General features: G+C 51.9%; 24 protein-coding genes. 2 read left to right on the top strand and 22 right to left on the bottom strand.

Going from position 1 to position 21,649, the window contains the following annotated elements; translation table 11 throughout:
- Positions 1 to 53: 53 nt before the first annotated feature.
- Positions 54 to 884, top strand: a complete 831-nt coding sequence (locus ACQUTD_RS04530; protein ID WP_473273883.1) for a helix-turn-helix domain-containing protein — start codon at positions 54 to 56, stop codon at positions 882 to 884.
- Positions 778 to 1,617: a LysE family transporter gene (locus ACQUTD_RS04525; RefSeq protein ID WP_473273882.1), complete on the top strand. Its 840-nt coding sequence runs from the start codon at positions 778 to 780 to the stop codon at positions 1,615 to 1,617. Before ACQUTD_RS04530 ends, ACQUTD_RS04525 begins: the two co-directional genes overlap by 107 nt.
- 387 nt (positions 1,618 to 2,004) lie before the next feature.
- On the opposite strand, the gene ACQUTD_RS04520 is transcribed toward ACQUTD_RS04525, so the two are convergent.
- The 22 genes from ACQUTD_RS04520 to ACQUTD_RS04415 all read right to left on the bottom strand — a co-directional run bounded on the left by ACQUTD_RS04520 (position 2,005) and on the right by ACQUTD_RS04415 (position 21,637).
- On the bottom strand, positions 2,005 to 2,892 hold the full coding sequence (locus tag ACQUTD_RS04520) for a hypothetical protein (RefSeq protein WP_473273881.1): 888 nt from the start codon (positions 2,890 to 2,892) through the stop codon (positions 2,005 to 2,007).
- Between the two features lie 819 nt (positions 2,893 to 3,711).
- The gene (locus tag ACQUTD_RS04515) at positions 3,712 to 4,980 is read right to left on the bottom strand and encodes a translesion error-prone DNA polymerase V subunit UmuC (protein ID WP_473273880.1); all 1,269 of its coding nucleotides are present in this window, start codon (positions 4,978 to 4,980) and stop codon (positions 3,712 to 3,714) included.
- Positions 4,964 to 5,401, bottom strand: a complete 438-nt coding sequence (gene umuD / locus ACQUTD_RS04510; protein WP_318380440.1) for a translesion error-prone DNA polymerase V autoproteolytic subunit — start codon at positions 5,399 to 5,401, stop codon at positions 4,964 to 4,966. Before umuD ends, ACQUTD_RS04515 begins: the two co-directional genes overlap by 17 nt.
- Before the next feature lie 77 nt (positions 5,402 to 5,478).
- Positions 5,479 to 6,801, bottom strand: a complete 1,323-nt coding sequence (locus tag ACQUTD_RS04505; RefSeq protein ID WP_473273879.1) for a phage tail fiber protein — start codon at positions 6,799 to 6,801, stop codon at positions 5,479 to 5,481.
- Positions 6,802 to 6,865: 64 nt separating this feature from the next.
- On the bottom strand, positions 6,866 to 7,831 hold the full coding sequence (locus ACQUTD_RS04500) for a hypothetical protein (protein WP_473273878.1): 966 nt from the start codon (positions 7,829 to 7,831) through the stop codon (positions 6,866 to 6,868).
- Positions 7,831 to 11,295: a phage tail tip fiber protein gene (locus tag ACQUTD_RS04495; RefSeq protein ID WP_473273877.1), complete on the bottom strand. Its 3,465-nt coding sequence runs from the start codon at positions 11,293 to 11,295 to the stop codon at positions 7,831 to 7,833. Before ACQUTD_RS04495 ends, ACQUTD_RS04500 begins: the two co-directional genes overlap by 1 nt.
- Positions 11,296 to 11,308: 13 nt before the next feature.
- Positions 11,309 to 11,923 (bottom strand): tail assembly protein, encoded by a 615-nt coding sequence (locus ACQUTD_RS04490; protein WP_473273876.1) that lies wholly within the window; start codon positions 11,921 to 11,923, stop codon positions 11,309 to 11,311.
- A complete protein-coding gene (locus ACQUTD_RS04485) occupies positions 11,901 to 12,632 on the bottom strand; it encodes a Mov34/MPN/PAD-1 family protein (protein WP_473273875.1) in 732 nt (243 codons plus the stop codon). The genes ACQUTD_RS04490 and ACQUTD_RS04485 overlap by 23 nt, the downstream gene beginning before the upstream one ends.
- 2 nt (positions 12,633 to 12,634) lie before the next feature.
- Positions 12,635 to 13,372: a phage minor tail protein L gene (locus ACQUTD_RS04480; RefSeq protein ID WP_473273874.1), complete on the bottom strand. Its 738-nt coding sequence runs from the start codon at positions 13,370 to 13,372 to the stop codon at positions 12,635 to 12,637.
- A gap of 56 nt (positions 13,373 to 13,428) precedes the next feature.
- The gene (locus tag ACQUTD_RS04475; protein ID WP_473273873.1) at positions 13,429 to 13,770 is read right to left on the bottom strand and encodes a phage tail protein; all 342 of its coding nucleotides are present in this window, start codon (positions 13,768 to 13,770) and stop codon (positions 13,429 to 13,431) included.
- 25 nt (positions 13,771 to 13,795) lie between these two features.
- The gene (locus ACQUTD_RS04470) at positions 13,796 to 16,213 is read right to left on the bottom strand and encodes a phage tail tape measure protein (protein ID WP_473273872.1); all 2,418 of its coding nucleotides are present in this window, start codon (positions 16,211 to 16,213) and stop codon (positions 13,796 to 13,798) included.
- A 347-nt stretch (positions 16,214 to 16,560) separates the two neighbouring features.
- On the bottom strand, positions 16,561 to 16,716 hold the full coding sequence (locus tag ACQUTD_RS04465) for a phage tail assembly protein T (RefSeq protein WP_473273871.1): 156 nt from the start codon (positions 16,714 to 16,716) through the stop codon (positions 16,561 to 16,563).
- Between the two features lie 5 nt (positions 16,717 to 16,721).
- Positions 16,722 to 17,207: a phage tail assembly chaperone family protein, TAC gene (locus tag ACQUTD_RS04460; protein WP_473273870.1), complete on the bottom strand. Its 486-nt coding sequence runs from the start codon at positions 17,205 to 17,207 to the stop codon at positions 16,722 to 16,724.
- 50 nt (positions 17,208 to 17,257) lie between these two features.
- Positions 17,258 to 17,761: a phage tail tube protein gene (locus ACQUTD_RS04455; protein ID WP_473273869.1), complete on the bottom strand. Its 504-nt coding sequence runs from the start codon at positions 17,759 to 17,761 to the stop codon at positions 17,258 to 17,260.
- Positions 17,762 to 17,819: 58 nt separating this feature from the next.
- A complete protein-coding gene (gene gp17, locus ACQUTD_RS04450; RefSeq protein WP_473273868.1) occupies positions 17,820 to 18,185 on the bottom strand; it encodes a tail completion protein gp17 in 366 nt (121 codons plus the stop codon).
- Complete coding sequence (locus ACQUTD_RS04445) at positions 18,182 to 18,667, bottom strand: HK97-gp10 family putative phage morphogenesis protein (RefSeq protein ID WP_473273867.1); 486 nt, start codon at positions 18,665 to 18,667, stop codon at positions 18,182 to 18,184. The genes gp17 and ACQUTD_RS04445 overlap by 4 nt, the downstream gene beginning before the upstream one ends.
- Positions 18,660 to 18,992 carry a phage head closure protein gene (locus ACQUTD_RS04440; RefSeq protein WP_473273866.1) on the bottom strand — a complete coding sequence of 111 codons (333 nt, stop codon included), beginning with the start codon at positions 18,990 to 18,992 and terminating at the stop codon, positions 18,660 to 18,662. The genes ACQUTD_RS04445 and ACQUTD_RS04440 overlap by 8 nt, the downstream gene beginning before the upstream one ends.
- Positions 18,993 to 18,994: 2 nt before the next feature.
- Complete coding sequence (locus ACQUTD_RS04435; protein ID WP_473273953.1) at positions 18,995 to 19,180, bottom strand: hypothetical protein; 186 nt, start codon at positions 19,178 to 19,180, stop codon at positions 18,995 to 18,997.
- Positions 19,181 to 19,240: 60 nt separating this feature from the next.
- Positions 19,241 to 19,546 (bottom strand): head-tail connector protein, encoded by a 306-nt coding sequence (locus ACQUTD_RS04430; RefSeq protein WP_473273865.1) that lies wholly within the window; start codon positions 19,544 to 19,546, stop codon positions 19,241 to 19,243.
- Complete coding sequence (locus tag ACQUTD_RS04425) at positions 19,509 to 19,757, bottom strand: hypothetical protein (RefSeq protein ID WP_473273864.1); 249 nt, start codon at positions 19,755 to 19,757, stop codon at positions 19,509 to 19,511. The genes ACQUTD_RS04430 and ACQUTD_RS04425 overlap by 38 nt, the downstream gene beginning before the upstream one ends.
- 36 nt (positions 19,758 to 19,793) lie before the next feature.
- Positions 19,794 to 20,957 (bottom strand): phage major capsid protein, encoded by a 1,164-nt coding sequence (locus ACQUTD_RS04420; protein ID WP_473273863.1) that lies wholly within the window; start codon positions 20,955 to 20,957, stop codon positions 19,794 to 19,796.
- 11 nt (positions 20,958 to 20,968) lie between these two features.
- Positions 20,969 to 21,637 (bottom strand): HK97 family phage prohead protease, encoded by a 669-nt coding sequence (locus ACQUTD_RS04415; protein ID WP_218335908.1) that lies wholly within the window; start codon positions 21,635 to 21,637, stop codon positions 20,969 to 20,971.
- Positions 21,638 to 21,649 lie beyond the last annotated feature (12 nt).

Here is a 21,649-nt window from a genome sequence, read left to right as displayed (position 1 = left end):
TCCTTTCTACCCTGCACAAATAGTTACGCCGATCGGTTTAAGGATCTCACCCTATGTTCAACAGACACAGCCACCATTCTGCTGAATTCTGGCGCGATCCGGCGATGGAGCATGTAGAGACGCGCCGCGCCTGTCATAGCCGGGCGTGTTATAAGGCGCACAGTCATCCCACCTTTTCTGTTGGCGCAGTGGATACGGGCGGTAGTCATTTTACCGGCGTGTCAGGCGGTCCGACTGCTCTGCGCCCCGGCATGATGGTTTTTATTCCCGCAGGCTGTGTTCATGCCTGTAATCCCCTGCCCGATGATTGCTGGAGCTATCAGATGCTGCATCTGGATGCTGACTGGCTACGCCAGTTACTGGCAGAAACTGGTCCTTCCTCAGCAGGCCTTATTCGCGAAAATGAAATTCGCCTCACGGATAACCAGACGGTCTATGCCCGGTTTTGCCAGCTTAATGACACCCTCTTTTCAGCGTCCACTTCAGAAGACAAAAATGCCGCGCTAATAGAATTTATCGGTGACTGCGCCTGTGAGAATGCTCTGGTGGAAACTTTTGCCGCACAGCTACCCCAGGGCAACGGGACACTGGCACGGGTGATCAGCCAGTTGCAGGAAACCGAATGCCCGCCCGTGCCGCTTGAAGAACTGGCGAAAATCTCTGATATGAGCCGTTATCAGTTCATCAGAGCATTTCGCGCCGCTACCGGCATGACGCCGCATGCCTGGCAGCTCAATATCCGTGTAAATCAGGCGCGCCGCTGGCTTCAGTCAGGTTATGAAATTACTGATATTGCCTATCGACTGGGTTTTGCCGATCAAAGTCATTTTCAGCGGGTATTCAAAGCGCATACTGGCGTCACGCCAGGCTGTTACCGGTCCTGACTCCCTGCAATTTTATTCAATACTATCATCCTGTCAGCCTGCATCCTGTAGGAAAAATTTCTTAGAGGGTGATGGCATGATGCAGCAATTTCTTCTGGTGGCAACCGCACATTTTCTGGCGCTACTTTCCCCCGGCCCGGATTTCTTTCTGGTTGCGCGTTCCTCAATTAAAGCGGGCTGGCGTCATGCCGCCTTTGTCTGTCTGGGAATAGCTGTCGCAAACGGGGTGTTTATTCTTGCGGCCTTCAGCGGTATCACGCTTTTCCGCTCCGGCAGCGCAGGATTTATCGCCATTCAGCTCGCTGGCTGTGGCTATTTGTTGTATGTAGGCCAGCTTTTTATTCGTTTTGCTGGCGCAAGCTCCCTCACCGGACACAAGATGACTCCGGAAGCCGCTTCGACAGAGAAGGCTGATCTCAGAGATCGCTGGCGTGAATTCGGCATGGGTTTTATGTCGGGCATTCTCAATCCTAAAAATGCGCTCTTTTATGTCAGCCTGGCGACGTTAATCGGCGGTGCCGGTACTGCGCCCGGCCTGAAAGTTGTCTATGGCGTTTGGATGTTCAGCGTTGTGCTATTGTGGGATTTGCTGGTGGCGATCTTTATCGGTAATGGTGCAGTGCTGCGCACTTTTTCGAAAGTGTTACCCGCTGTGGAGCGTATTTCGGGGGTGATCCTGATTTGTCTGGCACTGAGCGTTATTGTGGTCAACGTGCTGCAACTGTCACGGTAAATCAGTGAGGGATGAGGGCAATCAGGTCAGAAAAGGCAAATTTCAGGCATAAAAAAACCACCCGAAGGTGGCTTACACGACACTGCTTATCATTGATTTTATTCGAGGTTTCCCATGGTACCCGGAGCGGGACTTGAACCCGCACAGCCATAAGCCGAGGGATTTTAAATCAGGCGTGTTTACGTAGTATTTCATAAAGTTAAAAGCACTTTTCGCCATTACTCAACTTTTTTCAATTCTGAAATATCAGTCACTTAGTGCTTATGATAGATTGCAATGGTGAACATTTTACTGCCGCCATTTCATCTGAATCTTTTACTACCAGTAGGAAATATCCATAATCTTATATGAATTCCAAACCGGCCGCTGGGCCGGTTCTTTCTTTCCTTACTTTGACACCTTCCTTGTAGCTGTCGCAATACGTTGTTGCTGGCTCCTTTTAGCTGTATACAGACGCTCATCCAAAGCTAATAAATAACGCTCAAGATCGTTGTTATTATTAATCAATACCTTCCCATCCTTTACCATACTAGGAAAATACTCAATAATCTCATCAATGCATTCTTTTAAATCATTAGCACGAAATGAGTCGTAATCAGCTCCCTTTTCAGCCTTCAATTCCTCTTGCTTAACTAACTCTGACTGTATTCTTTTTTTATTTAATACTGTCACTTTTGTTTCATCAAAATCTTCAAGCAATTCTAAATCCTGTTGACCTAAAAAAGTTTTAGTTTCTTTTTGACCTGCCTCCTTATAAATACTTTCAAGTCCAGATAAGATTTTCTTGGCTTTTACTATGCTTTCAAAATAAACCTTTTCCTCATCTATAGAGTAAACTACTTCTGCAGATTCGTTTAGAGTTATAAAGTCCCCCTTTAGTAACTCCATCTTTTTTAAGGATAATATTTTTGAACCAAGAATATTTTTTTTGTAAAACTGTTGAAATAACAGGTACCCCCCTTGCTTTGTAGCAAAATATTTAACACAGGAGAGATTATCAGTCGACAAGGCCTTGTAGTCACTAGTATTTATAGTGTCCTGAGCACTAAGCGATTGTAATTCATCTATTATTTCATTACTTACCCCCTTATGCAATTTTAAGTCTAAAAAAAATATCTTTCCTTGATCCTGTCTATCATTGGGATCATATTCCTCTACACCATTATTATCGTTCATTAATGGGTTTGAGAAGAATGCATCTTCCGATGAAGCAACCTTATAAATTGTGTGCGCTCTATTTTTCTTTGTAAATGCTATGAGATGATTCATTTCCATTTCTAAGCAACCTTAATAAAAGTGAAATCGTTAATTCTTTTATAAACTGATGATGATACGTCTTTAAAAGAGCGAAGATCATCTTTGCAAATTAATAAAACCTTAACACCTTTGTCAGAAGTTAAATGGTAAAACTTAAATCCTGACAATAGTAATGATGGGTTAAAAAAATATATTTTTGAAAACAAGTTGAACAAAACAACTAATAACATAAAGTAACAAAAAACCCAATTAGAAGTAATGCTAACGGATACAAAAAAGTATCCTAAATACGTTGGCAGAAAATTATCATTGACGGGTTCAACGTTTTGGATATTACTCATCCCCTCGTTATCCAAACCTTTCACGGCCCACAAGAACACCTTGTTTAATGTAAATATCACGAATATTGTTAACAGAATATAAGCAAAAAAGAACATAGCCTTATGACCATTGATCTTTTCTATTATCCCGTCAGATAAAATCCTTTCATAATTAGTTATTACATAGACAAATATAGCCGGTAAGAGTGCTGATATCGTTGACAATGTTTTAAAAGCGTAATCGAGAATGTTGCATAACTTAAGATTATTAAACATAACCCCTCCGGTTGATAATTTTTTTAATTCAAAACTCTTACTATGTCAATAAATATTAATTTGATTCTCTTAAATATGTGCATTAAATCGCATCAGATGATTAAAACATCATTGGACTAGCGCTACCCGATGTTATTTTTCACTCTTTATGTTTATTCTTCGCCCATAAATACTTACAGCTCTACTGAGAGGATGTCGCGAGAAGTGACGTGGTAAGCATGATTATCGCTTATACATTTATTCAATTAGCCCGTACTATCGGCACTTCTGACCACCTCGTCGTATAGCATGGTGACAGCATTTCCCTCTTCATCTGCCATGCTGGCTGAACGCCCTGTCCGGCAAAATAGAGAGTGCCCCTGCCCTGTTTGTTGAGCCGGTCCATCAGCGTCATCAGCGCGTCGCTGTCGGCCCGCGGCGCGTTGTCATCAAACAGATTGAGTTGCGCCACGCCCTGGCTGAAAAAGTCGCCCAGCATGATCCCCGCTTTCTGGTACCGGTGGCCATCGCGCCATATTGCATCTAGGCAGCGCGTGGCCGCCGCGATAATGTCGCGGGTGTCCTGCGTCGGTGTGAGCAGTTTCGTGCCAACGTTGTTGCCGTAGTAAGGCTCATTCAGCGCAAAGGGCGATGTTTTCACGAATGCGGAAATATACCGGCAGTACTGGCGTTCACTGCGCAGCTTTTCCGCCGCCCTGGCCGCATACGAACAGATAGCCTGGCGCATTTCTTCATAGTCGGTGATGCGCTCACCAAAACTACGGCTGCACACGATTTCCTGCTTCGCCGGTGCAAATTCTTCCAGTTCCAGACAGGACTCGCCGCGCAGCTCCCGCACCGTTCTTTCGAGCACTACATTAAAGTGCTTTCTGATAAACCGAATATCCGTGTCCGCCAGCTGGAGCGCTTTGCTGATCCCCATAGCCTCGAGCTTTTTTGCAATCCGCCTGCCGACGCCCCACACTTCCTCGACCGGCATTAGCGCCATTAAACGGCGCTGGCGCTCAACGTTCGATAAATCGACCACGCCCCCGGTCTGGGGATACTCTTTCGCTGCCCGGTTAGCCAGCTTGGCCAGCGTCTTCGTCTGGGCGATCCCGACGCCGCAGCGCAGGCGTGTGTTGCGCCAGACGGTATCTCGGATCTCCCGCCCGAAATCGCCCAGGTCACGACAGTTGCGCACGCCGGTCAGGTCACAAAAAGCCTCATCGATTGAGTAAACCTCCACGCGCGGGCATATTTCTTCGAGAGTGGTCATCACGCGCTGCGACATATCGCCATAGAGCTCGTAATTACTCGAGAACGCGAGCAACGGCTGCGGGAAAGGCGTCTCGCGCAGCTGGAACCACGGCGTGCCCATTTTTATGCCGAGCTTTTTTGCTTCGGTGGATCGGGCAATGACACAGCCGTCATTGTTGCTCAGAACCACGATGGGCCGCCCGGCCAGATCGGGGCGAAATGCGGTTTCGCAACTCGCATAGAACGAGTTCATATCAACGAGGGCGAACATTGCGGTGCATCGTGTTGATGACAGAAATGACAACGCCGGCGATGTCTAACCCGTCGGCGTCATAAATTGGGATGGGAGGGTATGCCGGATTTTCAGCCAGCAGCTGCGGCACCGGGTGCGTCACCAGTCTTTTGACGGTGAATTCCCCTCCAAGGTTGGCAACGACAATATCGTTATGCTGAGGGGTAAGGCTGAAGTCGACGAGAAGAAATGAGCCATCAAGAATACCGGCGCCGATCATGGAATCACCGGACACGCGCAGCGTGTAGGTTGAGGAAGGGTGCGGAATAAGATGCGACACCAGATCGATGCCGCTCTCGATATAGTCAGCTGCAGGACTGGGGAAGCCTGCGGAAACGAGATCCCCGTACATAGGGATATATACCGGAACATCCGGAAAAATAAGGCGTTGTAGTTGCATAATTACCTCCTTTGTAACTTACTGTGTATATATACAGTAGTTTTAATTCAGAGGCAGATCAATACAGGTTACAACTATCAATTTTCAGCGCTGAGGGTTTCCGTTACCTCCGCCTGCTTTTGATTCCAGATGCTGTTCTGGGGCATCTCCAGGCGAACGTCTATCCAGCTGTTGGTGGGAACATCCATCGGTTCACCTTTGGTTTTCACCATTTCGCCATCTTCAGTCAGCTGGTATTTGCGCCTGAAAAGACGGATCGTCAGGCCGCCGCTTTCCGTTTGTTCTGCCTCAACAACCCCCATCTCACCCATCCCTGCCGGGTCCATCGGCGGCAATAACTGCCACCCCGAAGACGCAAGCCCGGCGGAACCAGTAAGCACGTAAACTCCCACATCGAGACGCGAAATGTTAATACCTTCTGCTTCATCGTTGGCCGCTCCACAGCCGCACCACGCAAAGCCGTCTTCAGTAATGTCAGCTCGCTGAGTTTCATCCCTGCTTTTCACTATGCGCGCCACTGGCGATGCCGCTTTGAGTGTGCCGTCACTGGATTTTGTAGTATTAAGAGTGGTGTAAAACTCTGCCTGAACGGTGCTTGTGTCAGCGCTTCTACGTGCCCGGATGCCGGCTTTACCATCCCTGCTTATTAATAATTCAAGTACCTGAGTGCTCGTTCGTGAAATATAAATTCCTCCGCCCCATACGTTACTGGCCGCAGGATGCCACCATGCCGGGAGCGAAACGTCACCATTTACGGTATAAAAACCGCTACCGTTTAGATTTAGGTAAAGGGGATCGGTGTCACCTCCTCCACCTCCTAATGTTGCCACTCCTAATCCATGGTATCCCATTGTTAATACTGCGCCTGCGGTGGTGTCATTTGGCCCGGAAACAATGTTTTTTGTGGCCGCACTTCCTAAACCGAGGCTTGTGCGAGCGTCCTCTGCCTTTGTAGCACCGGTGCCTCCCTGGTTAACCGGCAGTGCGCCATTGCTTCCTTTCTGCAGTAATTTTCCAATGGCCGGGATTGTTAAGCTAACACCGTTGATGGTTACATTGACATTCTGATTGGCGCTCGTGGTGGCAAAGGCCTCCCAAGCTCCGATATTTTCATCATATTCGTTAATGAGCTGAGAAATACTCTGCGCCAGACCATCAACAGAAATACTATCGGTGACAAGAATGCCGTACTTCTGACCACTGACTGCCGGTGCTGCTGCCGGAGTAACTGTCAGGGATGTGGCGCTGTTGATTGCCGTTATCTGAACGAGCTGCAACGGATTTGATGCCACCAGCAGAGTCTGACCAAGGCGGATCTGACTGGTAGGCGCGGTGAAGTTCGTTCCCGTGCCTGTGACAGAATTACCAATGAAAGAGATTGTACCTGCGTTATAAATCATATTTTCTCCGGGCAATAAAAAACCCGCCGAAGCGGGTTATGAATGCAATGTTATGTAAGACGGATTAAACCAGCCCGAGTGCATAGCGGTAGTACTGGTCATAAATACTGCAGTCTATGTAACCGACATAGCCGCGAATAGCCCATGGCTTTACTGCATCGGCCTCCTGTCCTGAGATTATGCGGCTTGAAAACACATTCGCTATCGTCGCCTGCCACACCCCGTTTTTATATCCGGCGGCAGAACAACTGGAGTTCAGATAGCCGCCGCTTTTTGGCGATGCCGGATCAGCGGGTATAAAGACGACGGATGTCACGCCAGGTGTCACCGCCAGCGGCGTTGCCGATTCGAGATCGCCGGTCATCAGCCCCATATTGAGCGGCAGGCAGTTACTGTGCCAGACCAGCGTCCCGTCCCGGTAAACGAAAAATCCCCAGTCCGGGATGTTCACCAGATAGTTTGAGAAAACGTAAATTCGGCACCCGGTCTGGTTTATTCCGGAGGCATTGAACGAGAATGCATGATACCCACCGGAATTCACCACCGAATAAACGGATGTCGATAACCGCCCGTCGGCGTTCGGCAGCCGGTGAAACGTGACGATTTTATTGCTGACAGGGATCCGTGTCTGAATAAGCTGGCCGCCGGGCGGCACGTCTATGACGTCAACCAGACAGAACGGGACGAAATCCGGAGCCAGCTTTACCGTCTTGTTACCATAGGCGTCATATGAATACAGCGACTGGCCGAAATAGCTGCTGTCGGTACCAGTATTTGGCGTAGCCAGCACGACCAGTCGGACCGGAGTCGCCACGCTCCATGAAACGATATTCCCGGACACGGTTACCTGATACGGGTTACTGGTAGGAAGCGCGGAAACAGCCGTTTCGATTATCAGGCTGGCCTGGTAAGTACACCCGGCCGGGTAAGTTCTGCTTCCCGATCCGGAGATGTCGATAACGTCCATCACATAGTTGACCGCCATCGAGTTGATGGCATCAAAGCTGGTTCCAGCAATAAATGTCTGCATTACACTCTCTGCCCCATAACGGCTGCCAGGCGACCGTACTGGTCATACGAAATGATCCGGTTATTTGTAATAACCAGCCTGCCCTGGCCTGCTACCCCACCGTTTATCTCGATGGTCCCGTTCTTATCTATCCGCCATCCCAGGGTACCGACGACATAGTTTGATGACTGAATGTATGCGCCAATTTTCGCATTGGTGATCGTGCCGTCCTGAATGAAGGTCTCACGGATAAAGGTTTGCCCGTTCTGAATCACGAATGGCAGCGATACAACGGCACCGGCCTGCGTGGTAACAGCAAAACGGTCTGCCAGAAAAATTACCTGCGATTGCATGCCGCCGGGTGTATTTTGTACCCCTATGCCCATACCTGCAGCGTAATACTGGCCGTTAGCGGCAACGCCAACTTTGATGTTGTACATCGCGTTTAGGTTGCCGTTTACATCTGCCACCGCCTGCGCCGTCTGGTTGATGGCAGCAGTCTGCCCGTTCACCGTCACCGTCAGAGAGTTAATCTTCGTGGCGGATGCCTGGGTGAAGTCAGCCAGTGTCTCCGTCAGGTCGGTCGCGTTCGAAACATTCCCACCCGCAGACGCATCAAGCGTGATCAGCGCGCGAGCAACTGCCTGGCTCGCATCCGCAATGGTGGTGTCTATCCGGTCAATTTTTGCGACATTGCCGTTATTGGTGGCAGTCTGGGATCGGCGGGAAGTCACCTGCGCCAGGCTGTTCTGAATCACGGCAATTGATGAGTTTTTGACCCCGCCGGTCATCCCATCCATTGAAAGGCTGATTTCATCGATTTTTACTTCAGCCTTTGAAAGGCCATCGGAGTTTTGCTGGATTTGTAACGCCTGTTGCTCAAGCTGATCGGCGTTTTCCTGAATATCTGTCACCATTCCGGCAATAGTTTCATTGCTGTCTACGGCGTTCTCTATCAGATCCTTAAATACTTCCGATTCTTTCATGTCATTCAGAATGTCATCGGTGATGGCACTGACATCAATAGACGAGGTACCCATAACCCAGTCAGTCCAGTCGCCGACATTCCCGATACGGTCTACGAGTCGCGCCCGGTACCATTGCCGCACTCCTGCAGGCATGGGGCCGTGCTGGTAACTGACTGCCGGGTATGGCACCAGCGCCAGCAGCTCAGGGTTGGCTTTGTCGTCCGTCGTAGCGCGCTGCAGCTCGGTATAGGACGTGTCACCCGATCCATCCGGGAAGGACCACGTTAGATCAATCGCCCACACAACATCATCCGTTGCCAGAAGATTCTGCGGTGTGCCTGGCTTACCGGTTTTGCCGGTCAGATAAGTAGTATCAGCGTAGCCCCATGGAGAAGAAGACTCCTGGGCATTCATGGCGCGAACGCGAACGTCATAGCTACCGGTATAAATGCCCTGAATTGAAAAGCCCTGCGCACTGGTGACGGCGACGTTGATCCAGTCCCCGTTATCCTTGCGCCACTGGGCCATATAGCGAATAGCGCCACCCACCTTGTCCCAGGTGACATTCATCGTCGCAACGTTCAGCCCCTGGGCAACATGATCCACCTCTGTGATGATGATGTTTTTCGGTGCGGGAATTATGCTGATTGGGGTGACGGTGATCGGCGCCGGGTCGATGCGCACACCATCATCGATGTACCGGTATTTGTTCGGGTCGTGCTGTACGGCAGTAATGGTAAAGCCGCCGTTACTGTCATCGTTCGCACTGATGGAGGTCACACGGAAATACTGAATCGCCAGGCTGTCACTGTCGATGGCCCACACCGCACCCGCCGCCGGTGGCTGGCTGAATGCAGTATTCACGGTCACCGTTTTCTTGTCACTGCTGACAGCGCCAATGGTGCGGGTCTGCGCCGAGCCGTCAGGCAGGTTAACCACCAGCCGGTCACCTGCTGCGTAGTCAACGGCCCGGTCAAGGGTAATGTTTCGGCCACTGACCGCGCTGATGCGGCCGCCGTTCTGTTTACCGGCGCGGAACGGGTCAGCCACACCGATGATATCCGCCGGTAACGGAATGTAGCCATCAAGCCCTACCCCGAAAGAAATGGTACCGTCGCGCGCGTTCGAGAGAATAGCCCAGCGGCCCCGGCGGTGCGCCTCACTCTGTGACGTGCAGCCAATCGCCGTAAGCGACATCTGGTTTACGTTGTAACGCTCAACCAGTTTTTCGTCATACACGCCTTCTACGGTGTCGCTGTAATGGTTCTGCGGATCTGACCAGGATACCAGTGCTGATGAATAGCGGTTCTTATAACTGCCGCTGCCGTAGGTGAACAGACCGTCAATCACATTTGAGGCGTGGTAAACAAAATCCACATCGTCCTGCGGTACGTCCGCGCGCACGAATATCTGATCGTTTCCCCAGAAGGTTATTCCCCGGAACACAGCGGCCAGATCGCTCAGTACGGTATAGGCATCCTGCTGGCTCTGGATGAACACATTGCAGGTGAAGCGAGGTTCTGTGCCGCCTGCGCCATTCGACACCTTCTCATCGCAATACTGAGAAATGGCATAAAGTGCCCACTTATCAATCATGCTGGAATCGACGCGGTTACCCATGCCGTAAATTTCATCCAGCACCAGATCATAGAAAATCCAGGCCGGGTTATTGGTGTAGGCCAGCTTAAAACCGCCAGACCACGTTCCGCTATAGGTGCGGGTAACCGGATCGTAAGTGTCCGGAACGCGGATTAATTTACCCTTAGGCCTGCACGTTACTTTCGGCGCGCCGCCGGAAAACTGGCTGCTGTCGACCTCGATATAAAGCAGAGCGCTGTTCGGATAACGAAGTTTGCTGTCGATCACTTCTGCAAAAGAGAAGACCTTGAAGCCGTTCACCAGTTTCGCGGACGTGGAGTCTGCTGTGATGCGGCGCACTCTGATTGACCAGCCTGTTGTTGCCTCCGGGAGATCGATACGATGATCGCGCTGATATTCAGAGGTGGTTTTGCCGTCAAATTTACCGTCTACTACGGTGCGCCATGCTGCGCCATCGGTGGACAGGTCAATGGCGTACTGCGTGACGGTGCCGACCATATCGCCATTGTCTTTATACTTGTACTGTGCGGGCAGGCTGAGTTTGATGCGCACGGCATCAAGGGTCAGGTTGCTGAACTGGCGGGTCCATGGGACGGTGGTGGTCACCGCCACGTTAGCTGACAGCTCATTATCTACTTCAGGCAGTCCCTGAATATAAGGCTGGTCCTGTGTGCCCTTGCGGTATTCCCATTTGACGCCGGTGAAGTTATAGCTGCCGTCGTCGTTCGCCAGGGCCGTATCGTTCAGGTAAATTTTCTGCGCGGTTAGATCGCCCTGAATCTCCCCCTCAGACAGCACAACCAGCATTTTGAGTTTCGCATCCGACAGCAGATCGTCCGGTTGCTCAACCGGCGTATGCTGTTTACCGCCCCCGCCGCCCTTCCTGCCCTGAATGGTTTCGTTTTCCAGTAAACGCATATCTCACCTGTTGTTATTGCTGATCGCTGGAGAAAATTCCCGCACTGATAATGGCACCGCCAATCTCACGCTCACCGAACAGCACCGGGACCGGGTAGCCCATTGCCACGGTGTTCACCGGCGCGCCGAATGCGTAGTTGGGTTTATTGTCCGTGCTGGAAGATGCGCCGACATTGTATTTTGGTTGCGGGGTGAGCAGCTGAACCACGCCGCCAAGCATCATGCTCAGACCAAGGCCGGTTAACGCTGTCGTGGTCGCTGCGGCAGCGGCTGCGCTCATGCCAAGTGCGACAAGACTGCCGCCTGCGGTAAAGAAGGCTGCCACCAGCGCAACCGCACCGATGACAATCTGCAATACGCCGCCGCGCTTTGAACCTTCGGTGATGGCCGTAATCCGGTAGACCTCCGATCCATTGGTCATATCGAATTCATCAAGGCCGATGTTGTGCTTACCGTTGAAGAAGGCGAAGCGAATTCCATGCATATGTCCTTCTGACAGGTAGCGCTTAAAGCCCTGCACCTGGCTGCACATCGCGCGCAGCATTTCTGGCAGATCCGCCACGTCAAATTGATGTACGCGCCCGAATTTCTTCGCCATGCGCCCGTCAAGGATCAACGTTTTCAGCATTGATAATCTCCTTATGACGCACCACCCGAACGGTGCGGTCGCGGTAATATTTTCCGTATGGCACCCGGGCCGAAAGTTGCCCGGTGATATGATGCAGGATGAGGTTTTCGCCGAGGTATACCGCAGCATGATTGGTGACCTGCGCCTGTACGCGCATCATGATCATGTCGCCGGGTTGAATATCCGCCGGGTCAACTTCGAAAAAACCCTCAGCCTGCCAGTTATCGTCGTAGCGGTTTTCGCCCTGTTCCCACCATTCATACGGCACCGAGTAATTGCCCAGGTCAACGCCGTGCTCACGCTGATACCACTCACGGATAAGCGACCAGCAGTCTGCAAAGCCGAGCACCCAGCGCCGCCCGGTATAATCCCTGTCTTCTCTAGGCGAGAGCGTACAAAAATCACCGTCAGGCCATGACATGATCCCCCACTCCACGCCGGACCAGTCGCACTGGATACGATCGTGCTCGGACGGCACCAGTAGCACCACGTCCGGATGCGAGTGAACGATCATGATGATTTCGCCCTGCTCCTGCGCCGCCAGTTTGTCTTCCGGTGCCAGGGTAAATGACTCAGTCGGATTTTCTGCAATGTTGCGACACGGAATGTAGTTCTGCGCCCGTCCGGACTGCACCACGACGCCACACGCTTCATTCGGATATTCCGCTGCCACATGCTCAGCAATGGCTTTCATTAACTTTTTGCGCATGCTTATTTCCCCTGAAGGTTTGCCGCAGGGAATCCGCCAAACGATAACGGATTGCCTTCCCCGAACCTGGCCTCACAGTCAGGCAGCCGACCACCGCAGACGTCCAGCGCCGGATTGTTCGTTGGTGTGCCGTCTTTCAGGAAATACCGGTTTCCGGCGTAATCGCAGCCGTTGCCGGTTCGGTACCAGCCCCGCATGCACCAGGTGCAGACAGGCGTAATTTGCCGGGTGGGTAGTTGCAGGTTCTGAACATCGAAGGGTGAACACAGCTCGAAATCCACCTGCATCCGTGTTTCAGCGGTCTTGGCGTTGACGTAAAACAGCTGCACCCGCTCATCTGCCGGGCTGGCGTTCGGGTTGCCCGCTGCCCAGTTTGCAGCATCGAGGTATTTCGCCAGGGTGGTGTGTATTTTCACCTTTGCTTTGACCATGTCGTCGTATTCCAGACACAGCGCGGTGACGTAGTTGCCGATATTCGACACGGATAGCGTGGGCGTCGGCTGTGCGCCGGTGCTGGACAACTCCATGCCCTTTAGCTGGTACGGGTACGGATCGTACTGCTGGCCCTGCCAGATGATGGCGGGAAGATTATCAGCGGCGAATGCAGCCCAGCCTGCCGGATCAATGTTGTGCGCGTGAAAGCGCAGCACAGTATCCATGCCGAAAGCGGTACCGTCGATTTCAATTAGCCGGATAAGCTGGCCCGGCTCCAGTTGCTGGATGTCACCTGAAAAACTCATATAAGGCCCATAAAAAGGGCCGCATAAGCGGCCTGGTATCGAATGAATCGGGGAATTTACGGCGCGAAGGCCTGCTCAAACACAAACGATATTTCAACGAAACCACCATTCGGGAATGTGGGACTGACAGAATCAGCTTTGACGCGGTAAAGTTTTTTCTCCCCCCATGGATTCACCCACCAGAAAGACTTGATGACATGGCTAAGAAGAAACTCCCGCACCGGCTTCATGGATGCCAATGTCCCGCTACACGTTAAATTCCATGTTTCGGCAGCCGTGTTAATCCCGGCGCTGGCAACCTGTTTATAGCCATCCCCAAACTGTGCCTGCAGCGTGGCAACATTCGTTGAGCCACTTGCATCGGTGCGAACGCACCAGGTAAACGTATCGATTGCCATATGTCTTCCGAAATGAACCGGAATATCACGTCCGGCGATAAAGGATACCGCCTGGCGATATTTCTTTTCGCAGGCGATCAGTCAGGGTCTTCTGCACAATACCTTCAAGCTGTCTGGCGGTGCTGGCTGTGCTTGCGTTATTCACCTCGTTACCCGAATCGCCCTGGGTGATAGAGACAGGGGCATTAATGTTGAACATCGTGCCACCACCACCCACTGCGCCCAGAGCCCGGACGCCGAGCGATCCATCAGATGCACGGGTAAGTGGCATGATAGCCTCCGGCCCGGCCTCGCCCATCAGACCAGCACCTTTGGCGAACGCAAACATGGTCGGGCTGCTTACGATGCTATTACTGAACTTGCTGAGATCTGCTGAGTCATAAACGCCACCTTTAGCATTGAGCTTAATTCCCGCCGCGGCTGAGTTGTATGCTCCTGAGGGAGTCGAGCTGGCAGATGAAGCCCCGAAACTGAACAGGGAGCCAATTGAGCTAACAGCACTGGCTATTGCCATGTTAACCATTACCTGCTCAATCACCTTGAGCACACTGACACCCCAGTCTTTCCAGCTGGCCTTGTTGTCGTTAAGCATGTCGACAATATTGCTGCTGATCCCGGACATAGCGCTTTGCATGGCGCCTGCAGCCAGTGAAGCATAATTTGTGGAGTCATCGACCCAGTTAGCCAGTCCGTCACGCGCGCCGGTTACCCAGTCTGCATTAAGCCGATCAATCTGCTGGTAGTAGCCTTCATATCCTTCCAGCCGCTGTGAAAGCGCCTTTTCAAGCTCGGCGGTATAGCGATCGTATTCTGCCTGGCTTTTAATGTCCCCACTCTGGTAACGCTGCTGAAGCTCGGCCCGCTTTTCGTTGAACTCACGCTCCACATCCAGCCGTTCACGCAGGCGCTCCCGCACTTTGTCGCCCTGCCCAGCTCCGACAATATCCGCATTTAACGAGGCTGCAGAGTTAGCATTTTCTCGCTGAAGATTAGCCACATATTCAGCGACCTTCAGGTTTTCCTCATTGGCCTTCTTCACTCCATTCAGGCGATCAACTTCTGTTGCCAGAAGCTCAAGGCGCTGGCGCTGTGTGTCGTTAAGCCCGGACAGTTTGCCATCGGCGATATCAAACTGAAGCTTCTGCCGCTCGGTCACTTCGGCTGATTTTTTGCCGGTTGTGTCGATCAGCGAAATCTGGCGAAGGTAACTTTGCTCTGTAGTCTTGAAGGCGTTTTCTAGCTTTTTAGCACCAGCATCCGTAGTTTGCTTTCCATTAGTTTCGCCATTACCAAGTGCATAACCACTACTTACTGGAGCCATGAATGTTGCTGGACTAGTCGGTAGTGAAGTCTGGAAATTTTTAATATCACCCAGACGCTCACGTAATTCTTTTAGCTCTTTCTGCTTGGCTTCAGTGTCCATTCCGACGCGGTTTACGCCAGCAAGAAACCCTTGATCGTTAAGGTCTGATTCAAGGTTTTTAATTCGTCTTTCAATTTCACTGCGAGAAGCATTGGCAGCAACACGTTGACCGCCTTGAAAATTCTCCACCAGCCGCCCCAATTCTGAAGCAGCCTTACCCATCCACCCAACTAAAGACGCAATCCCACCGACCATTTCAGCTAAACCCTGCAACACTTTTGGGTCTGTGAACGTTTTCTTTAGGTCATCCAAACCGTTTTGAAGAGGTGATAAATCTACCTTTGCGAGTCCAGCAGCAATTTCCATTTTCAGGCCGCTGGCTTGCGCCTCCATATCTTGAAAAAGATTGTTCACTTTAACAAGATCATCAATTGATTCTGAAGAAGGTGCTACGCCATAATCTTTTGCTAATTGGATAAACTGCTGAAGTTTTTGATTGTTGTTATCAAATAAAGGAAGTAATTTAGAGAGGTCATTGCCAATGCTTTCTAATATTGTTGTTTTTTCAGCATTAGTCCCGATCTTGCTTAGCGCCTCCCCTATTGCTAATAATTGTTTGTCTGGCGTTATTTTTGAAAGCTTTAAAGCGGATAAGCCAAGAGCATTCAAGGCGTCAACCGCCTCTCCTGACTTATTTAAAACCGCGTCACCAATCTTATCTCCAATATCTTTGAAGATATCGGCCATCTGGTCACCTGAAACCCCGGCTTTTTCCGCAGCAAATTGCCAAGCTAATAATTCCTGAGTGGAAAGCTTCAAGGACTTAGCCCAGCGATCGGTCTCAATTACCTGATTGGACATCGTTTTTAAAAGGACAATTCCAGCAGATGCTGTTGCTACAGCTGCGCCAGCGGCAACCGTACCAACTGACAGGATAGCCGAACCCGCCGCCTTAGCATCATTTTCAATCTGCCGTCTCCACTTGGCTGAGGATCTCTCGGCTTTATCCATACCCGCTACGAATCCGCCAACCTTTGCTATTAAATCAATAGTTAGTGTTCCGAGTGATTTTCCAGCCATATAAAGCCCTAAAATGAAAAACCCGCCGGAGCGGGTAGATTTGCATTCGCATGATTAAATTATTAATTCATAGCAAAACAAATTAACATCAATTATTAACTTAGCTCATTTTCGCTATGAAATAGAAAGTAAAAACAACCCCAATCATAACCAACAATATCATCATGCATCCTGAAGGACCTTTTACCCTTAACTTAAAAGGTGCCCCGCATTTAGGGCAAACATCTGCCTTGCTTGATACCGCCTCACCACATTCCTTACATTTAATAAGCGCCATCACTCCTCCTTTCACTGATTTTGAAAGAATAACAGGGAACTGAGCGATGACAAAACTTCAACCTGGCTTATCAATTCCAGGCATTCATAGCATCTTCCAGAGAGAGGGGCGTTTCGGCTATGTGGGGCGCAAAATCACTGATACGAAATGCCGCAACGTCCTTGCCTTTGTTGACGTTAGCTAGCACCGAGGAGATCAGCGCAGCGCCCCACTCCGTCCGCATCATCGGGTTCAGGCTGCCGTATCTTTCCCGGTATTTTGCCCAGAGCTGCGACTCTTTGAAGCTGATCGCTTCCCGCGCTTCGGCGATGGTTCTTCCGCCGATGCCGTTAAGGACGAGTTCGCACCAGAACTCGTCTTCGGCGCTGAGCTGGTACTCTTTCCCAGATCGTTAACCTCCTGGATGGCCACCAGCAGAGCAATAGTCAATGCGCCGTCCAGCGCGCCGCGCTCCGGGTCTGCTTCGCCAGTAATATCCGCCGGTGTGAATACCGGCTTACCTTCTTCGTCACAGATTGATGCAGCGATGCGCCCGGCCACACCATCAAGACGCCCGTTCGCCGCCATCACATCTGTCATAGCGGTGTGGTAACCCAGCGGGCGGATATAAACAGTTGCGGTAAAATCCTGATCGCCCTGCTTCCATGTGATCTCTTTTTCTACCGGGCGGCCGGTAAACGCACCCGCCTGTTTCAGTGAATCAATACTGAGTTTCATATCTTATCCTGTTAAATGTGAAACCTGGCGGGACGCATGCCCGCCGGTTATCAGCTGCCTGCCTGTACTTTCGGGATCCATACGGCCGAGCCGGAGCGCTGGACAGAAGCGGAAGTCGAAACGACGGTATTGGCTGCAAAGTCGAAAGGAAAATCGGCAACGTACCCTTTGAACACGAACCAGGTGCGATCGTCCGGCAGAACCAGACCATCGACCGCCCCGGCGGTGCCGGATGCCGCCGCCGTCGGCGAAGATTCCCCGTCAGACCAGCCGATTGCAAATGTCAGTTCCTGGTCTTCTTCATCATCAGAAATGGACAGGTTGTAGAGCATGATGTGGCTGGCGTTTTTGGGATCGGCATTAAGCGTCAGTGATGCCTGACCCGGGGTGCGCAGTCCGCGCTTGTACGTGCGATCGTTCTTTTCAGAAAGGCAGGTGTCTTCGATCTGATCGGCAGGGTTGCTGCCAGGTGAAAAAGCGGTGATGCATTCGACTTCACTCACGGCGCCTTTAGTAAGCACAAAGAGCTGCGTGCCTTGCGTTAATACAGACATGGGTTATCTCCGGTCATAAAAAAACCGGCTCAAGGCCGGCAGGTTAAAGCGGGAATGGTTATCGCGGAACTATCCAGTCCACGTCGAACGAATAGCGATAGCGTTTTGTTTCGGGGTCTTTCTCCTGTCCGCCCCAGCGCGTGATGTGTGCGTACGGCTCTATGGCATCGCGCAGTGCAGCGGCGATGGCGATCACCTCATCCACCGTGTCGGCATAGGCATCCACCTGGAGCGTGAATGCGTCAGCATCAGGCCGTTGCGCCAGGTAGTTCTCAGGGAAGCCGGTGACGTTCTGCCAGACAGCATAAGGATAAACTGGGGCGTCGTCCTGCATGCGGAATGGATACACACGTAACGGGTCAGCGCCCAACAATGCCCTGACGCGCGGACTGGCAGCGCAAACGGCGAAAACTGGCGCGATCATGGTGGCACTCCTTTTTTCTGCGCGCGCTTGATTGCCCTGTCGAGCGCCTTTTCGTATTCAGTGGCAAAGGTGTTTATCACTTCATTAACGTTGCTTTCAGCTGCCGGGCGCATAAAAGGCTGAGCACGCATCTTTTCGGTACCGAACTCAATCAGTCTCCAATGCGGCGTCGGGGCGTTCTCGCTCAGATCGGGGTGATTTTTAAGTACGGCACCATGCTGCACGCCGATCCTAAAACCTAAATCACCGGTGCGACGGAACAGGCGACCATTCCAGCGCTGCGTCACGTTTGCGGCAATGCTGCGCCCGGTTACCGGATCATCAATACGACTGGCGTTCTCTTTGGCTTTTTCGACAATTACGTTACCTGCGCGCCGCAGCGCCGTCCGGCCACCTTTACGCCGCAGATCATCACTGATTGCATCGAGTTTGCCGAGCAGGGATTCAAGGCCAGTAATGCTGAAATCGACACCATCAGCCATCGTTAACCCCCCGCGAACACGGCAGCGTCAGGTATTCCCGGCCGCTTTTGTCGTCCTCCAGTACGCCATGAATGTTGTAGATACGCCCCCGGTGAACAATGCGGTGTTTATCTGTGACATCCTCCCGCCAGCGAATGGTGATCCGTGTAGTCACCTCACTTTGTGCGGCCTGCGCGGCCACAAAATCGCGGGCAGATAAATCAACAACACTGGCCCACAATTCGGTGACATCAGCCCAGCCACTGGTGACAGCGCCTGTGACGGGACTTTGCGTTTTCACGGGCTTCTGTAACATGACGCGCCTGTTAAGCTTTCCGGCCTGCATGCTTACCCCCTGGATTTATCGCTAAGATAAGTGCGCAGCGGCGAGTCGATCGTGGTCGTTTCAATCTCCCCTACCATTGACTGGTAAATCATCGCCGCCAGGGCCTCGTTTGACTCCGCCAGCCGTGTCATCGCTGCGGTCTGGGCCGCCATCGCTGCCAGCAGGGCGTTTACCTGTTGCTCGTTCATAGGCAATGTCTCTCCATTTTTTCAGCCACGCACGGCGGTGCTCACATCCGGCGCAGCCCATCAATGCCACCGGCGGTGGCGTAACAGCAGCGCTTCAACACCCAGCGGTGTTTCCGCCAGGTTCTGCGCCGCTGCTTCTCGGTTTGCGTACCAGTGACCAATCAGCAAAAGCATTGCCGCCCAGATCCCGGGAGTGAAAAGAACCTCACGAAGAGGTTCTTTTCCTTCCGCGGGAGTAGTCAGCCTTTCCACCAGCGCGCCGTCGCAGAAGTGCTCAACATAATCGACAGCTGCCGACGCATAGGCAGCAATCAGATCATCTTCACCATCACTGTCGACTTTCAGATGCGTCTTTATCTGCGCCATTTGCTCCGCGCTTATTTCCACCTTTGCCCCCGGTTTTGGCTTTTTCAGGCTGTTCAGGATCGGAGGTCTTCGCCTTTTCGGGTTCAACCTCTTCGGCCAGATGTAATTTCACCAGTGCTTCGCCGATTTCTTTCTTCACCACGCGGGTTTCACCCTGGGACACCGTTCGGAGGTGATAATGCGAGAACATACGAAGAGCTTTAATTTTCATGAGTTAAACGCGACCATTGCTGACCGCGCCCTGCTGTTATTCGCCGGAAGAAACCGCAATATCGCCAGTGACGATAGCTGCGGGACGGTAGTGCGCCAGCGCCAGGCGCTCTTCACAAAGGATGGTCAGCATATTTTTCACGAAGTTATCGCGATCCTGGTTGCTGATTTCGATGGTGGCATCCATGCGGTCCCAGACCTGCGAGGCCAAGCCAAATGCACCCACGGTGAATTTACCTGCAGCCTGCGCCGTGGTGGACACTACCGGCAGCCCCCAGAGGACTTTTGACGCAAAGGCCTGCGGACCACCGAGGATGTAATTGCCATTCGCATCCTTCAGCAGCGCAATGCGGTGCCAGTCCGCCGGGTTGAGGACAATGCCATCCGCTTCGAACTCGCTGAGCGACACCTGATAAATAGCGTGTGCCAGCACGTCAGCACCCGTGTCACCGGAGGCGTTCAGCGCCGTTTCGTAGTCGTTGGCGACCACGTTAAGGCCCTGAAGGTTGTCACCGGTACCGTCCCCGTTCAGCATCTGGTTTTCTTCCACCAGCGCCAGGCCATACATCATGCGGGCATTGATATAGGACTCCAGAGCCGGGGCATCGTCCATAATCTGACGGGATGCCTGGATCCAGTGGGCGATAGTCTTCACGTTCGCCATTTCTTTAGTGAAGGTGATGTTACTTTCCGGCTTGAGGTTGCCCTCCGCCACTGGCGCGGCAGCGTTGGTAAACACGTTCTCACGGACATACTCCAGCGCGTTACTGGTAATACGTCCCTGCGCCAGCAGATCACGCACAGTCAGGCGGCGCAGACCCGGCATGAGGATCCCCGGCTGCTGCTGCGGCAGAACCAGCGCACCGGCGGAGTTGGCACCAGACCCGATGGCTTTATCAAAACTGGTTACTTTCGCTTTGGTGCGCGAACCATCCCAGCTTTTCATCAGGTCTTCGGACACGCGTTGAGCAAAAGACTTCTGCGCCGTCTGATCGGGAGAGTTGCCCGCCAGCTTCTGCTCAAGATCGAACAGGCGGCTGCCGGCGGATTTCAGTTCTTCCTGGGCTGTGGTGAGATCGGCCTGGAGTTGCTTATTAATGACGCCGTGTTCATTAATGGATTTGCGCTGCTCTTCGATGAGTTCCTTCACTTCTTTCTGTGAATTCTCAATCGCTTTTTCGAGGGTGGCTAATTCAGACATGTGGTGCTCCGTTATGCGTTCCGCAGATTAGCGGCAAATGAGGTTATGCGCTGTGCAAGCGCGTCAATGTCGCCGCTACCGGACTCGCTCCGGCCTGCGGACTTAACACTGGCGAGAAACGCCTGTGCTTCTGCACGCGACAGCCCTGCTGACTCCCTCAGGAAGGCTTCCGCGTCACGAATGGTTTTGATTGTCTCAATGCTTTTCATGGCGGAGATGCCCGCCAGCTCGTTGGCGGGAAACGTGCAGACGCTTATCTCCCGCAGGTAAGAGATGTTTTTAAAAATCAGGCCCGTTGTACCAACGCTGTAATCGTCTTTCGATACAGAGAAACCGACCGACATACCCTCAACCGTGCCGTGCTGCATTGCGGCTTTCAGATCGGACGAAACACTGAGGCCTGGCGTGAGCTGCCCTTTCACATACAGGCCTTTCTCATCCTCCTGGAGTGTTTCCCATTTGCCGACCGGGATCTCGAAGGTGCGGTGATTAAAGAACATCGCCACTTTGCGGCTCTGCGTGGCAAGCGTGTTCCTGAATGCACCCGGTAAAATGATGTCGCCATCAGAGTCTGTGTTGTTAAACACGGAGGCGTAGCCTTCAAAAATGCCCTGGCTGCCATCGCCTGCGAATTTGATCTCTGCCTGGTTAAAGGACAGGGTTTTCTGGATGTCCGGCATTGAAGCCCCCAT

Source organism: Enterobacter sp. K510, assembly GCF_055804875.1.
This window is presented reverse-complemented; position numbering and strand designations above follow the sequence as displayed.

What these genes read in the sequence shown, in the direction of transcription:
- ACQUTD_RS04525 (WP_473273882.1), top strand. Translation starts at nt 778, where the DNA reads ATGAAATTACTGATATTGCCTATCGACTGGGTTTTGCCGATCAAAGTC.
- ACQUTD_RS04505 (WP_473273879.1), bottom strand. Translation starts at nt 6,801, where the DNA reads ATGATTTATAACGCAGGTACAATCTCTTTCATTGGTAATTCTGTCACA.
- ACQUTD_RS04430 (WP_473273865.1), bottom strand. Translation starts at nt 19,546, where the DNA reads ATGGCGCAGATAAAGACGCATCTGAAAGTCGACAGTGATGGTGAAGAT.
- ACQUTD_RS04460 (WP_473273870.1), bottom strand. Translation starts at nt 17,207, where the DNA reads ATGAAACTCAGTATTGATTCACTGAAACAGGCGGGTGCGTTTACCGGC.
- umuD (WP_318380440.1), bottom strand. Translation starts at nt 5,401, where the DNA reads ATGCAACTACAACGCCTTATTTTTCCGGATGTTCCGGTATATATCCCT.
- ACQUTD_RS04515 (WP_473273880.1), bottom strand. Translation starts at nt 4,980, where the DNA reads ATGTTCGCCCTCGTTGATATGAACTCGTTCTATGCGAGTTGCGAAACC.
- gp17 (WP_473273868.1), bottom strand. Translation starts at nt 18,185, where the DNA reads ATGATCGCGCCAGTTTTCGCCGTTTGCGCTGCCAGTCCGCGCGTCAGG.
- ACQUTD_RS04420 (WP_473273863.1), bottom strand. Translation starts at nt 20,957, where the DNA reads ATGTCTGAATTAGCCACCCTCGAAAAAGCGATTGAGAATTCACAGAAA.
- ACQUTD_RS04485 (WP_473273875.1), bottom strand. Translation starts at nt 12,632, where the DNA reads ATGCGCAAAAAGTTAATGAAAGCCATTGCTGAGCATGTGGCAGCGGAA.
- ACQUTD_RS04425 (WP_473273864.1), bottom strand. Translation starts at nt 19,757, where the DNA reads ATGAAAATTAAAGCTCTTCGTATGTTCTCGCATTATCACCTCCGAACG.
- ACQUTD_RS04465 (WP_473273871.1), bottom strand. Translation starts at nt 16,716, where the DNA reads ATGATGCGGACGGAGTGGGGCGCTGCGCTGATCTCCTCGGTGCTAGCT.
- ACQUTD_RS04530 (WP_473273883.1), top strand. Translation starts at nt 54, where the DNA reads ATGTTCAACAGACACAGCCACCATTCTGCTGAATTCTGGCGCGATCCG.
- ACQUTD_RS04475 (WP_473273873.1), bottom strand. Translation starts at nt 13,770, where the DNA reads ATGGCAATCGATACGTTTACCTGGTGCGTTCGCACCGATGCAAGTGGC.
- ACQUTD_RS04435 (WP_473273953.1), bottom strand. Translation starts at nt 19,180, where the DNA reads ATGAACGAGCAACAGGTAAACGCCCTGCTGGCAGCGATGGCGGCCCAG.
- ACQUTD_RS04415 (WP_218335908.1), bottom strand. Translation starts at nt 21,637, where the DNA reads ATGCCGGACATCCAGAAAACCCTGTCCTTTAACCAGGCAGAGATCAAA.
- ACQUTD_RS04480 (WP_473273874.1), bottom strand. Translation starts at nt 13,372, where the DNA reads ATGAGTTTTTCAGGTGACATCCAGCAACTGGAGCCGGGCCAGCTTATC.
- ACQUTD_RS04490 (WP_473273876.1), bottom strand. Translation starts at nt 11,923, where the DNA reads ATGCTGAAAACGTTGATCCTTGACGGGCGCATGGCGAAGAAATTCGGG.
- ACQUTD_RS04495 (WP_473273877.1), bottom strand. Translation starts at nt 11,295, where the DNA reads ATGCGTTTACTGGAAAACGAAACCATTCAGGGCAGGAAGGGCGGCGGG.
- ACQUTD_RS04520 (WP_473273881.1), bottom strand. Translation starts at nt 2,892, where the DNA reads ATGGAAATGAATCATCTCATAGCATTTACAAAGAAAAATAGAGCGCAC.
- ACQUTD_RS04440 (WP_473273866.1), bottom strand. Translation starts at nt 18,992, where the DNA reads ATGCAGGCCGGAAAGCTTAACAGGCGCGTCATGTTACAGAAGCCCGTG.
- ACQUTD_RS04470 (WP_473273872.1), bottom strand. Translation starts at nt 16,213, where the DNA reads ATGGCTGGAAAATCACTCGGAACACTAACTATTGATTTAATAGCAAAG.
- ACQUTD_RS04445 (WP_473273867.1), bottom strand. Translation starts at nt 18,667, where the DNA reads ATGGCTGATGGTGTCGATTTCAGCATTACTGGCCTTGAATCCCTGCTC.
- ACQUTD_RS04455 (WP_473273869.1), bottom strand. Translation starts at nt 17,761, where the DNA reads ATGTCTGTATTAACGCAAGGCACGCAGCTCTTTGTGCTTACTAAAGGC.
- ACQUTD_RS04500 (WP_473273878.1), bottom strand. Translation starts at nt 7,831, where the DNA reads ATGCAGACATTTATTGCTGGAACCAGCTTTGATGCCATCAACTCGATG.